Consider the following 13,886-nt stretch of genomic DNA (forward strand, 5'->3'; position numbering starts at 1 on the left):
CCGATACACACCGGTACGGTGGGTGGCGGCCCGCATACGGAGGGGTCGCCGGCCCGCCGGTGCCGCCCGGTACCGGGTGGCGCGGGTCACACGTCGAGACGATGGGCCACTTCCCGCATCGTCGCCCGCGCGGCGTCCAGGTCCGTCCGCGCCCGGTCGGCCACCAGATAGAGGAAGACCCCCTGGCGGGCGCGCCGGCTGAGCGGCCGGATCACGTGGTACTCGGTGTCCAGGGTCACCACGATGTCCTCGAGCCGGCCCGGGTCGTAGCCGAGCAACTCCAGGGTGGACAGTTTGGCCCGCATGACGTCCGTGTCTCCGTAGGCGACCTTCTCCAGGTCCGGTCCGCGCGGGGTCTGCACGGCACCCAGGGTGATCCGGCTGAGGTAGTCGACGAGCGAGGCCGCCAGCGCCCCCTCGCACTCCATCACCTCGCGCAGCGACTCCTGGACGTCGATCATGACCGGTCGTCCTCCCGGGACCTGAACGGGGATTCCGGCGCCGGCCGGGCCCGCCCGGCGCGCCACCCCCATGGGGGGGCATGTCCCCATATGTCATCCTCGCACAGGGCTCCCCGGCGCACCCCCGCACGCGTCCGCACCGCCCACCGCACGGGACTCCCCGTGGTGGCGGGCCGCCGATCGCCCTATGCTGCGCACGCGGTTGATCGACACCTTCCGATTGAATCGTTTTTCCGCTGGAGGACGCATGACCGTCGGCAGCACTGTGTCCCGGGCCGTGGTGGTGGGCACCGGGTCCCGGGCCCAGATGTTCACCGAGGCGCTGGCTCGCCGCCCGCATCTGAGGGTCGCCGCGCTGTGCGACCCCAACCCGGTGCGCATCGCCCACCACCAGCGGCTGCTGAGGGCGGCGGGCGAACCGGAGGCGGCGGCCTGGAGCCCCGCGGAGTTCGAGCGGCGGCTGCGCACGGACGGCATCCAGCAGGTGGTGGTGGTCTGCGTGGACGCGCTGCACGACGCGTACATCGTGCCGGCGCTGCGGGCCGGCTGCCGGGTGGTCACGGAGAAGCCGATGACCACCGACGCGGCCAAGTGCCGCCGCATCCTCAAGACGGTCGAGGAGACCGGGAACCACCTGGCGGTCGCCTTCAACTACCGCTTCAACCCGGTGCACGAGGAGGTCCACCGGCAGCTGTCCGGCGGCGCCATCGGGCAGGTGCTCTCGGTGCACTTCGAGTGGCTGCTGGACACCCGGCACGGGGCCGACTACTTCCGCCGCTGGCACCGCGAGAAGGAGCACAGCGGCGGGCTGATGGTGCACAAGTCCAGCCACCACTTCGACCTGGTCAACTGGTGGCTGGGGGCCCGGCCCGAGGAGGTGTTCGGCTACGGCCGGCTGGGCTTCTACGGCCGTGCGGCGGGCGAGCGCAACGGCTACCGGCGCGAGTACGAGCGGGCGCACGGCGCCGCCGCCGCGCGGGACGACCCGTTCGCGCTGGAACTCGCCGGGAACGACGCGCTGCGCTCGCTGTATCTGGACGCCGAGGGCGCGGACGGCTACCACCGCGACCGCAACGTCTTCGGCGACGGCATCACCATCGAGGACGACATGGCGCTGCTGGTCCGCTATGACACCGGCGCCACCATGACCTACCACCTGACCGCCTACTCCCCCTGGGAGGGCTACCGGGTGATGTTCAACGGCACCCGGGGCCGGCTGGAGCTGGAGGTGGAGGAGAGCGCGTGGCAGCCGCCGCTGCTGGGCACGGACTCCGGCCGCGGCACCCTCCACGGCGACCAGGCCCTGGCCAACGCGGGCGGTCCGCGGCTGGTGCTGCGGCCGCTGTGGGAGCCGCCGCGGGAGGTGGAACTGCCGGGGTACGACCACGCGGGACACGGCGGCGGGGACGAGCGGATGCTCGACGTCCTGTACGGTCCGGTGGATCCGGCGGCGGCCACCGGGGAGGCCGCCGCGGACGCCTCCGACGCCTCCGACGCCTCACGGCAGCGGGCCACCGAGGAGGACGGGGCGCTCGCCCTGGTCACCGGGCTCGCGGCCAACCAGTCGTTCCTCAGCGGGAAGCCGGTGGCCACGGCGGACGTCATGGCGCGGTAGCCGGGGCGTTGGGTCCCGTCCGGCTCATCCGGCCCCCGGCTGAGGGAGGATGAGCCGCATGGACACCGACACGAGCGCCCGTTCCCGAACGCCCCGCTGCCGGGGTGCCGCGCGCCGCCGAAGACTCCTGCCCCTCTCGCTCGCCGCGGCCGGTCTGCTCACCGCGTGCGGCACCCAGACCTCCTCGGGGGTCGCCGCGGTGCCCGACGAGACCACCTCCCGCCCGTCGGGCCTCGTTCCCACCGCCGGGCTCACCACCGCGCCGCCCACCGCCTCCCCCACCGCGTCCCCGGTCTGCCCGGCCTCGGGGGTGCTGCTGCGGCCCGCGGAGGCCGACGCGGCCATGGGGCTGCGGGTGCAGACGATCGAGCTGGTGAACTGCGGCGAGCGGGCCTATACGGTGCACGGCCATCCGTCCGTCCAGGTCCTCGACGCGGACCTGGCACCGCTGGAGGTGGATGTCAGCCACGGGGCGTCGGCCATCGCCACCATCGACGGCTTCGAGACCGCCACCGGGCCGGTGCGGCTGAAGCCCGGTGAGCGGGCGGTGGCGCGGCTGGTGTGGCGGAACACGGTGACGGCGGTGACGCGCCCCGCCGCCGACGGGCGCTACCTGCGGATCGCGCCGAACGGCGACGGGACGGACCGGCAGACCGTGCCCGCCCGCGTGGACCTGGGCACCACCGGCAAGCTGGGGGTGAGTGCCTGGGCGCGTCCGGAGACGTCCACCGCGGCCGGGTCCCGCCCGTGAGCCGGCCGGAGGCACCCGCCGGCCGGTGGCCGTGTCAGCCCGGGGTGGCCGGCGATGTGGCCTGATGGGGCGTCAGCTCCAGTCCCATGTGCTCGGCCAGACCGGCGGCCAGGGCCGCCACGGTCGGATGCCGCCAGACGAAGTTGGACGCGAGCTTGATGTTCAGCCCGGTCTCCAGACGTACCCGCAGCTCCATGGCGAGCAGCGAGTCGAAGCCCAGCGACCCCAGCGGGGTCTGCGGATCGAGGGTGGAGCTGCTGAGCCGGAGCACGGTGCGGATGTGCTCGGCCAGATAGGACTCCAGGGCGGTGCGGCGGGCCGGACCGGCCGGAAGGGCGGCCAGCCGGGCGCGGATGTCGTCGCCGCCCGTGGCCGCCGGGGTGCCGTCACCGGGGGTGAGCGGGGCGAACAGGGACAGGTGGCGGGCCGCGGCGGGGATCCAGGTGGCCGGTTCGCCGGGGAGCACCCCGGTCCGCACCCTGCGGTGGGCCAGGAGGACGCCGAGCGCCCGCAGCCCCTCCTCGGTGGTGAGGGTCCGGTAGCCGCGGTCGGCGAAGCCCGTGGCCACACCGGTCTCGCCCCACGGCCCCCAGTTGACGGCGAGGGTGGGCAGCCCGCGCGCCGAGCGCCACGCGGCGAAGTCGTCCAGCCAGGCGTTGGCGGCCGCGTAGGCGCCCTGTCCGGGGTTGCCGAGCAGGGAGGCCATCGAGGAGTACACCGTGAACCAGTCGAGCCGGTGTCCTTCGGTGGCCTGGTGCAGCCGCCAGGCGCCGGTGGCCTTCGGGCCCCAGACCCGGCCCAGCTGGTCGTCGCGGATGGTGGCGACCACCGCGTCGTCGAGGACCATGGCGCAGTGCACGACACCGCGCAGCGGCGTCCGGCCGTCGGCGGTGGCGGCGGACACGAGCCGGGCGGCCGTGTCCGGGCGGCCGATGTCGCCGAGGACGACGCTGATCCTGGTGCCGTCGGCGGTGAGTTCACCGAGCGTCCGCGCCACGGCCCCGTCCGGTCCGGTGCGCCCGTTCAGCACCAGATGGCCCGCGCCCTGCCGGGCCAGCCAGCGGGCGGTGGCCAGCCCGAGGCCGCGCAGGCCGCCGGTGACGATGTAGGCCGCCCCCTTCCGTACGGTCAGCGGTCCGTCCGGCAGCACGGCTTCGGCCTCCCCCTCCTGCGGGATGGTCAGCACCAGTTTGCCGATGTGGCGGGCACCGGCCATCTGCCGGAACGCCCCGGTGGCCTCGGCCAGCGGATAGGTGGTGCAGCGCAGCGGCTTGAGACGGCCCTCGGCGAACGCCGCGAGCACCTCTCGCAGCATCGTGGCGTACATCCGCGGGCGGGTCAGCTGCACCTCCCGCAGGTCCACGGTGGAGAAGGTGATGTTGTGCCGCAGCGGGGAGAGTCCGAGCGGTGCGTCGGAGAGGATGTCCCGCACGCCCAGTTCGACGAAGCGGCCGAAGGGCCGCAGACACTCCAGCCCCGCCCGGATCGCGGCCCCGGCGAGGGAGTTGAGCACGAGGTCCACCCCCTCGCCCCCGGTGGCCTCCCTGACCTCGTCACGGAAGTCCAGCGACCTGGAGTCCATCACATGGGCGATGCCCATGCCGCCCAGACAGCGCCGCTTCTCCTCGCTGCCCGCCGTGGCCAGCACCTCGGCGCCGAGCAGCCGGGCGACCGCGATGGCGGCGAGCCCGGTGCCACCGGTGGCCGAGTGGATGAGCACCCGCTCCCCCGCCGTCACCCGGCCCACGTGGCGCAGCGCGTACCAGGCGGTGAGGAACGCGATCGGCAGCCCGGCGGCGGTGGCCGGGTCCAGGCCCGCGGGGAGGGGGCCGGTGCGGTCCGCGGGGACGACGAGGAACGATCCGAAGGCACCGCCGCCCACGTCGGCGGCCACCACGCGGTCGCCGGTGCGCGGGTGTTCCACACCGGCTCCGACCGCGGTCACCTCGCCCGCGCATTCGAAGCCCATCCGGTAGCGCACGTCCCTCTCCCCGGGGAGCAGGCCCATGGCGGTGAGCACGTCACGGAAGTTCAGGCCCGCGGCGAGCACCCGCAGCTCCACCTCGCCGGGTCCGGGCGGGCGGCGGGGGGCGACGGTGAGTTCCAGGCTGTCGAGGTCGCCGAGGCGGCCGGCGCGCAGCCGGAAGCCGTCGGTACCGCAGCGCACGGTGCGGGCGGCGGCAGCGGTGCGTTCGGTGTCGGTGAGCGGCGCGTAGTCCAGTTGGGCGGTGTAGCGGGCTCCGTCACGCAGCGCGATCTCGTCCTCGGGTCCGTCGGCGAGGAGTTCGGCGGCGAGGGTTTCCGCGGTCCGGTCCGGGTCCGCCGGATCGGTGTCCACCAGCGTCGCCCGCAGCTCGGGGTGTTCGAGGGCGAGCACCCGGACCAGTCCGCGCACCGCGCTCTGTCCGGGGTCCGCCACGTCCCCGGGGGCCACGGTGCGGGCGCCGTGGGTGGCCATGTACAGGCGGGGCGGTTCGGGGAAGCGGGCGGTGAGGGCCTGGGCGGCGGCGAGCAGTCTGCGCAGGCGGCGCAGCCCGTCCTGCGGGCCGCTGTCGGCGGGGCGCGGACCGCACAGGAGCACGACGGCGCGCGGCAGGGCTCCGGAGCGGGGCAGACGGCCGGTGAGGGCGTCGCGGAACGTCTCCAGCCCCTCGTCGGTCAACGGCGTGTTCCACACCCGGGCGGTGGCGCCGGCCGCGCGCAGGGCCTCGGCCACCGGGCGGGCGGTGCGGTCCGCCTCGCCGACGAGCAGCCACCGGCCGGGCGGCCGGGTGGCCGGGGGCCGGGTGGTGCGCTGCCAGCCGATCTCGAGGAACCACCGGTCGGCCTCGGCCGTCCGGGGCACGGCGCGGCCGACGGCCCGCAGGCCGTCGATGGCCAGGACCGGCAGGCCGTCCGCGTCGAGCAGGCGGACGTGTCCGACGAGGGCCCCCGGGGTGGCCTCGGTGAGGCGGGCGTGGCAGTACACGGCGGCCTGGGGGTCGCCGAGGACGCGGACGCTCTGGATCCGGGAGGGCAGCATGAGCGTCTGGTCCTCCGCGTCGAGCAGCCCGGCGACGGGGAGTTGGGCGCACAGGTCGACCAGGACCGGGTGGACGCGCAGGCCGTGGCCGGGGGTGCGGGCGGCCCGGGGGACGTGTACGCGGGCCCAGAAGCTGTCGCCCCGGCGGGAGGCGGACACCTCGGTGAGGCCCCGGAAGGCCGCTTTGTGCTCCACGCCCCGGGCCCGCAGCGCGGCGTAGAGGGCGTCGGCCTCGACGGGGAGCGGATGGCGCAGGGCGAGGGTCTCGACGGACGCGGCGCGGGAGCGCGGGGGCACCGCGAGCCGGCGGAGTTCCGCGGTGGCCTGCCGTACCCAGGCGCCGTCCTCGCCACGGCCGAAGATCTCGCATGTGGCGCGGTCGGCCGCGGCGACGGCCACCGTGGTGGTCAGGTCGGTGTGCTCGGCGAGCCGCAGCACCTCGTGGAAGCGCACATCGGTGACCTCGACCTCGGTGGGGGCGGCGGTGAAGACCTCACAGGCGGCGGTGAGCGCGAGGGCGTAGTACGCGGCGCCGGGCAGCACGGGCGCGCCGAGCACCCGGTGGTCGTCGAGCCAGGGCAGTGCCGCGGTGCCGGTGCGGGCGTGCCAGGAGTGGCGGGGCGGTTCGCCCGGCACTTCGGTGTGCACACCGGGCAGTGCGTCGTGCGCGGCCCGGTCCGCCGGGGCGGCGGAGGGTACGGCCACGGTGGTGTCGGCCCAGTGGCGGGTGCGGTCGAAGGTGATGGGCGGGACGTCGGCGAGGGCGGCGTCCGCGTACCGGGCGGCCCAGTCGACGGGGACGCCCGCGCAGTGCAGGGCGGCCAGCTGGGTCAGGAAGGTGGCCGGCTCGTCCTCGTCGCGGCGCAGTGTGGGCAGGACGACGGGGTTCTCGACCAGTCCGGCCAGGCCGCTGTGGAGGGAATGGGTGATGACCGGGTGGGGGGATATCTCGACGTACACCAGGTGGCGGTCGGCCGCCGCGGCGGCGACGGCGGCGGCGAACCGGACCGGGCGGCGCAGGTTGGCGCACCAGTAGTCGGCGTCGAAGGCGGGCGGGGTGTGCGGATCGTCGAGGACGGTGGTGTAGAAGGGCACGTCCGGTGGGCGGGGGGTGAGGCCGGCGAGGGCGCCGCGCAAGTCGGCCAGGAGCGGATCCACCTGCGGCGAGTGCGAGGCGACGTCCACGGCGATCAGCGCGGCGGGCACCGAGCGGGCCCGCAGGTCGGCGACGAGCCGTTCGATCCGTGCGGTGTCCCCGGCCACGACGGTGGAGCCGGGCGCGGCCAGGACGGCGACGGTGACCGCTTCCGCGGCGCCGCGAGCGTCGAGTTCGGCCTGTGTCTCCTCGGCGCCCAGGCCCACGCTGGCCATCGCGCCGCCTCCGGCGACGCGGGTGAGCAGCGCGGAGCGGCGGCAGATCACCGCGGCCCCGTCGGCCGGGGAGAGCGCCCCGGCCACCACCGCGGCGGCGACCTCGCCCATGGAGTGGCCGATGACACCGGCGGGTTCGACGCCGTTCGCCCGCCAGGTGGCGGCGAGCGCGGTCTGCAGGGCGAACAGCACGGGCTGTACCCGGTCGCAGCCGGTCACCGGCTCACCGGAGCGGACGATGTCGAGCACCGAGAAGCCGGACTCGGCGGCGATGAGGGCGTCGGCCTCCGCGAGCGCCTCGGCGAAGGCCGGTTCGGTCTCCAGCAGCCGCCGTCCCATACCGGGCCACTGGGAGCCCTGCCCGGAGAACACCCACACCGGCCGCCGGGAGACCTCGGCGCCCACCGCGCCGGTGACCACGCCGGGGTGGGCCCGGCCGTCGGCGAACGCCCGCAAGGCCCGGACGAGTTCGGCGCGGGAGGCGGCGGTCACACCGAGCCGGCCGCGGCCCGCGCCGCGGCGCAGCGCGAGGGTGTGGGCGATGTCGCGCAGCGGGGTGTCCGCGCCGTCGCCCTCCAGCCAGTCCGCCGTGCGGCGTGCCGCGCCGGGCAGCGCGGCCGGGGAGCCCGCGGGGACGAGGAAGACCTGGGGGACGGTGCGGGTGGCGAGCCGGGGCCGCCGCGCCCGGCGGGGCGCGGACGCGGCGGGGGCTTGTTCCAGCACCACGTGGGCGTTGGTGCCCGAGAAGCCGAAGGAGGACACGGCGGCCAGCCGCGGGCCGGTCCGCACCGGCCAGGGGGTCAGCTCCCGGGGGATGAAGAAGCGGGTTCCCTCGGCGGTGATGGCGGGGTTCCAGCGGGTGAAGTGCAGATTGGGCGGGACGAGTCCACGGCCCAGGCACAGCACGGCCTTGATCAGTCCGGTGACACCGGCGGCGGGCTCCAGATGGCCCAGGTTGGTCTTGACCGAGGCGAGGGCGCAGCGGTCGCGGCCGGTTCCGTAGACCTGGGCGAGGCTGGCGAATTCGACCGGGTCGCCGACCGGGGTGCCGGTGCCGTGGGCCTCGACCATGCCGACGTCGGCGGGGTCGACTCCGGCGCGGCGCAGCGCCTCCTCGTACAGGGCGCGCTGCGCGGTGGCCGACGGCGCGGCGAGCCCGTCGGAGCGGCCGTCCTGGTTGACGGCGGAACCGCGCAGCACGGCCAGGATCCGGTCGCCGTCCCGCCGCGCGTCGGCGAGGCGTTTGAGGACGACCATGCCACAGCCCTCGCCGCGCACGAAGCCGTCGGCGGCGGCGTCGAAGGCGTGGCAGTGGCCAGTGTGCGAGAGCATGCCCATCCGGTCGAAGGAGCGGGTGATCCGGGGCTCGAACATCAGGGTGACTCCGCCGGCCAGGGCCAGGTCGCATTCGCCGGTGCGCAGCGCCTGGGCGGCCAGGTGGACGGCGACCAGGGAGGACGAGCACGCGGTGTCCAGGGCGACGCAGGGGCCGTGGAGGCCGAGGAGGTAGGAGATCCGGCCGGCGGCGACGCAGTGCGCGTTGGCCAGGGCGGAGCCCTCCAGCTCACAGGGGTGCCGGTCGAGGCGGTGCATGTAGTCGTTGTAGCTGAGCCCGGCGAAGACGCCGGTGGCGGTGGAGCCGAGCCGGTCGGGGGGCATTCCGGCGTGTTCCAGGGCCTCCCAGGCCACTTCGAGCAGCAGCCGGTGCTGTGGATCGAGGACATCGGCCTCGCGTCCGGAGACGCCGAAGAAATCGGCGTCGAAGCCGGACACGTCGCGCAGGTATCCGCCGCGCGGGGGCGGCGCCTCCGCCGGCCGGGCGGTGGCGGGGGAACCGGCCGCCCACAGCTCGGCGCGTTCCGGCGGGAGGCCGGCGACGGCGTCGCGTCCGTCGGCCAGCAGCCGCCACAGGGCGGCGGGGGTGTCGATGTCACCGGGCAGCCGGCAGCCCATGCCGACCACCGCGATGCGGTCCGGGGGCGGCCCGGAGGCGGGTGTGTGCTCACTCATCGGGGTCTCCATGGGGGGTGCCCGGCCCGGGGTGGGGGCCGTGGGGCCGTGGGGTGGAGATCGCCGGGCGCGGCGGACTCATGTGGCGTCCGGGCCACCCAGCAGCATCGCGTGCTTCACCCCACCGATCTGGTAGTTGAAGCTGAGCGCGTAGTCGAAGTCGAGGGGGCGGGTGCGGGGGCCGGGGACGGGGTCGAAGGGGAGTCCGTCCGCGGGCTGTTCACAGTTGGTGGTGGGACACACCTCGCCGAACTCCATCATCATGAGGGTCAGCGCGAGGCCGAGGCAGCCGGCGGCCGCTCCGTGGTGGCCGAAGCAGCCCTCCTGGGACGACAGCAGCACGGTGGAGTCGGGGCCGTAGAGCGCACGTACGGTGTTGGCCTCCAGCGCGGTGACCGCGGCGCCGCCGTCGCTGGCACCGTTGATGTACGGCACCTGCTCGATCCGCCACCGGTCGGCCAGGCAGGCGCGGACCGCCCTGGCGAGCTGGGCGCCGGTGTAGTCGGCGGCGAGCGGGTTGGCCAGGCCGTCGCGGGTCAGGGCAGTGGCGAGCACCTGACCGTAGAGGTGGGCGCCGCGCCGCTGGGCGTGTTCGCGGCTCTCCAGGATCACGGTGGCGGATCCCTCGCCGTGGTTGACACAGTCCGCACGCCGGTCGTAGGGGCGCATCAGGGAGCCGAGCGACGGCAGCAGATCGGGCATTCCGGCGGCGTCCATCGCGTCGAACGCGTGCTGAGCGCCGCGCAGCAGCCGCCGGCCCTTGTGGATCAGGTCGACGCTGGAGACGTCGACGCCGGTCACCACCGCGAGGTCGGTCTCGCCGGCGGCGATGAGGCGGCGGGCGTTGCCGATCTGTACGGCGGCGGAGGAGCAGCCGCAGGACACGGTGAAGCAGGGGCCGACGGTCCGGGTCAGCGCCCCTTGGACGATGGCGACGTCGGAGGGGGACACGGACTGTTCGGCGGCGACGAAGATCTCGAGGGCGTCGAGCGTGGACAGGGGGGTGTCGTCGAGGCCGAGCAGGGTGAGATAGCTGTCCACATTGGCGTCCACGCTGCCGCGGCCGACGAGGACCGCCGCCTCGCGCAGATCACCGGCGTGGACGTCCAGCTCGGCGTCGGCGCACGCCTCGATCAGGGAGACCAGGCCGAACCGATGGGCGTTGGTGTAGTGGCGGGAGAAGAACTCGGGGATGTCGGGGAGGCGTTCCGCGAACTGCCCGGCGCTGAGGCCGACCGAGCCGAAGTGGACGCCGTCGCGGCCGAGCACGGTGCGGCCGTGGGAGGCGAGGTCCCACACCTGAGCCCCGGTGAAGACGGGTTCGGCGCCGCCCGGCAGGCAGAAACCCAGGCCGGTGACGACGGCGTCCCGTGCCGTCCCGGCGCGGCCCGCGCTGCCCGGCCGGGACGCTTTCATCGCGCCCTGCCGGGGCTGGAGAGAATCATGACGGTGGATCCTTTCGCTCACACCGGAGTACTGGCCCCCCCGGTACGGCGAGTCGTCGAATGCGCGGTGGCACCGTCGCCGTCCGGAATCGGTACACCGGCGCGTTCGGCGCACGGGGCGCGGCGTGGGAAGTACTCGAACCTTTCCCGCTGGATCGTGAGCGGTCTTCGCCCGGAAGCCGCTCATCGTTCGGAAAGGATGGCTGGAACAGTGGAATAGCTGACGCTACGCCTGCGCGGCGCGGGCCGGTAGGTGGTGTCGTATCACCGGGGTGGACCGGGCCGGTCCGGCGCACCGCCGCCGTACCCACGGAGCCCATGCCGCGCGACCCCGGAGACAAGGGGGCTCGCGCCCCGGTTCACGCCCCCTCTGGCGGCACTTCCCGGAACGAGGGGTCATGGGCCCTGTCGTGACGTCGCGTCGGCAGCGGCTGACCGTCCGTCGTCCCCGCTGGTCACCGCCTCGGCCGGGGGGTGGGCGGACGAGTACGCCTGGCCGAAAGGCACCGGTTCCTGCCCGACCATCTCGGCCACTCGTAAGGCATAGGTAAAGCGCCTGATCAGCGCATGAGTCAAGCGGAACCACACCACGCCGATTGCGGACATCTCAGACCTCTCCCAGGTGATCAAAGTGGCTCGAATCCACCCCTTCCCCGCGTGGGGCACGTGTTAGGTTGCTGTTGTTTCAATTGCTTTTAAAGTGCATGTTGTTACGTAATGGGATAACTGATTCGTGGGACGCACAATGGGGCACTCTTCCGGGCGCGAGACACGCCTTCCCGTCACAACCGCCCAGCGAGAGATATGGATCGCGCACCAAATAGATCCGGAATCACCCACTTACAGAATCGGTGAGTATCTGGAGATCCACGGGCCGGTCGACCCTGCCGTCCTCGAGCGGGCACTACGGCACGTGATAAACGAGGCCGAGTCACTTCGAACCCGTTTCGCCGAAGAAGACGGGACCGTCTACCAATACGTGACTCCCTTGTCCGACTGGGCCTTGCCCGTTTTCGACGTCAGCGGCGAGCGTGACCCCCGCGCCGAGGCCGAGGCGTGGATGCGGTCGGAGATGTCCGATCCCATGCGGCCGGAATCGGGGCAGCTTTTCACCTTCGCATTGTTCAAGCTGCGCGAAGACAGCTTCGCCTGGTATCAGAGTTTCCATCATCTGGTCGTGGACGGCGCGGGTTTCGCGCTCATCGCCCGGCGGGTGAGCGACGTCTACTCCGCACTCGTGGCCCAAGCCGATCCGCCGCCCGCTCCGTTCGGCCCGCTGAGCCGGCTCATCGAGGAAGACGCGGCGTACCGGACCTCAGAGCAGTACCGCGAGGATCACGACTACTGGGCCCGCCACTTCTCCACCCCTCCGGCCGCGGCCCGGCTGGCGGCCGAACCCCATCGGCCGGCGCAGTCGATACGCCGTGCGACCGGAGAACTCTCCCCCGGCGAGTCGCACACACTCCGTGAGCTGGCGGAGCGGGGCGGCACTCGCTTCTCGTCGCTGATGGTCGCGGCCGCCGCTGCCTATCTGCACCGCATGACGGGTGAACAGGAAGTCGTCCTCGGTCTCTCGGTGGCCGCCCGCACCTCACCGCGGCTGAAATGGCTTCCGGGGGCCGTGTCCAACGTGGTGCCGCTGCGGCTGCGGGTACAGCCGGGCATGTCCGTCTCCACACTCCTCCGCCAGGCCGCCGACGAGGTCCGGAACGCCGCGCGTCACCAGCGCTACAGAGGCGAGGACGTGGCCCGCCACGCGGGGGCCGGCACGGGCATCCGAAGCCTCATCGGACTCCAGCTCAACTTCATGGGATTCGCCTACGAATTCGAGTTCGGCGGCCATCCGGTCACCGGCCACAACATCTCCACCGGCCTGGTGGACGACTCCGCCATCATCGTCTACGACCGGTCTCGCACCTCCGGCGCCCACAGCACCCGGATCGACTTCGACGCCAACGCCGCCCTGTACGACCAGGACCGTACGGCCGACCACCACCGCCGCTTCCTCCACCTGCTGCGCGAAATCGCCTCGGCCGCCGACGAGGACTGTTCGGTGGGCTCTCTCGACCTGCTGGACGCGTCCGAACGCGAGCGCCTGCGCACGGACTGGGACGCACGCCTCGCCACGGCCCGGGCCTCGGCCCGTACGCACATTCCCGAGCTCTTCGCCCGGCAAGTACGGGCAACCCCCCAGGCCACCGCTGTGGTCTGCGGCGACGAAACCCTGTCCTACGCGGAGCTGGACCAGGCCGCCAACCGGCTGGCCCGCAGGCTGATCGCCCTCGGCGTGGGACCGGAACGGCTCGTGGCACTCGCCCTGCCCAGGTCGGTGGAGATGGTGACCGCCGTGCTGGCCACGCTGAAGGCCGGTGGCGCCTACCTGCCCATCGACCCGGAATATCCCGCTGACCGCATCGAGTTCACGCTCCGCGACGCCGCCCCGGCCCTCGTCATCACCACCACCGGGACACAGCACATCCTCAGCGCGCAGCACACCCCCAGCGCTCATGGACTACCGGTCCTCGCGATCGACGCGCCGACGACCGCGGCCGCACTGGCCGGCGAAAAGCCGGATCCGGTCACGGACGCCGACCGGCTCGGGCCCCTGACGCCCCGCAACCAGGCGTATGTGATCTACACCTCGGGATCGACCGGAACGCCCAAGGGCGTCACCGTCTCGCACCACAACGCCACCCGGCTCTTCGAAGCGCTCGGCTCCAGCGTCGACTACGGCCCATCCCAGGTGTGGACGCTCTTCCACTCGTATGCGTTCGACTTCTCCGTCTGGGAGATGTGGGGTGCGTTGCTGCACGGTGGACGCCTGGTCGTCGTCCCCCACGAGACCAGTCGCGCTCCGGAGAAGTTCCTGCGGCTGCTCGTCGAAGAACGCGTCACCGTATTGAGTCAGACGCCCTCGGCCTTCTCCTCGCTCATCGACGCCGACAGGGAAAACCCGGAACTCGGCGACCAGTTGGCCCTGCGGTCGGTGGTCTTCGGCGGCGAAGCCCTGGACCCCGGTCGGCTCGTTCCCTGGTACGCGAGGCATGCGGACAGCGCGCCGAAGCTGATCAACATGTACGGGATCACGGAGACCACGGTCCATGTGACCCACCGAGCCCTCTCCTCCCGGGACGCCGCCCCCGGACGTGCCAGTGTCATCGGTGTGCCCTTGCCGGACCTGACGGCATACGTGCTGGACACTGCCCTGCGT

At 73.4% G+C, this 13,886-nt stretch carries 6 protein-coding genes; 3 read left to right on the forward strand and 3 right to left on the reverse strand.

Annotation, left to right across the window (positions count from 1 at the left end):
* Positions 1 to 86: 86 nt before the first annotated feature.
* The gene (locus AXW62_RS26290; RefSeq protein WP_060946698.1) at positions 87 to 461 is read right to left on the reverse strand and encodes a hypothetical protein; all 375 of its coding nucleotides are present in this window, start codon (positions 459 to 461) and stop codon (positions 87 to 89) included.
* Positions 462 to 708: 247 nt separating this feature from the next.
* On the opposite strand from AXW62_RS26290, the gene AXW62_RS26295 reads away from it, so the two are divergent.
* Positions 709 to 2,076: a Gfo/Idh/MocA family protein gene (locus AXW62_RS26295; RefSeq protein WP_060946699.1), complete on the forward strand. Its 1,368-nt coding sequence runs from the start codon at positions 709 to 711 to the stop codon at positions 2,074 to 2,076.
* A 58-nt stretch (positions 2,077 to 2,134) separates the two neighbouring features.
* Positions 2,135 to 2,827: a DUF4232 domain-containing protein gene (locus tag AXW62_RS26300; protein WP_060946700.1), complete on the forward strand. Its 693-nt coding sequence runs from the start codon at positions 2,135 to 2,137 to the stop codon at positions 2,825 to 2,827.
* 34 nt (positions 2,828 to 2,861) lie between these two features.
* On the opposite strand, the gene AXW62_RS26305 is transcribed toward AXW62_RS26300, so the two are convergent.
* Together AXW62_RS26305 and AXW62_RS26310 are read right to left on the reverse strand one after the other, a co-directional pair.
* A complete protein-coding gene (locus AXW62_RS26305; RefSeq protein ID WP_079115802.1) occupies positions 2,862 to 9,230 on the reverse strand; it encodes a type I polyketide synthase in 6,369 nt (2,122 codons plus the stop codon).
* Positions 9,231 to 9,308: 78 nt separating this feature from the next.
* Positions 9,309 to 10,646: a beta-ketoacyl synthase N-terminal-like domain-containing protein gene (locus AXW62_RS26310; protein WP_079115803.1), complete on the reverse strand. Its 1,338-nt coding sequence runs from the start codon at positions 10,644 to 10,646 to the stop codon at positions 9,309 to 9,311.
* Positions 10,647 to 11,420: 774 nt separating this feature from the next.
* On the opposite strand from AXW62_RS26310, the gene AXW62_RS26320 reads away from it, so the two are divergent.
* Positions 11,421 to 13,886, forward strand: a 2,466-nt coding sequence (locus AXW62_RS26320; protein WP_159060963.1) for a non-ribosomal peptide synthetase, incomplete at its 3' end; no start/stop codon positions are given.

It is taken from the genome of Streptomyces hygroscopicus subsp. hygroscopicus (assembly GCF_001553455.1).
Taxonomy (GTDB): domain Bacteria; phylum Actinomycetota; class Actinomycetes; order Streptomycetales; family Streptomycetaceae; genus Streptomyces; species Streptomyces hygroscopicus.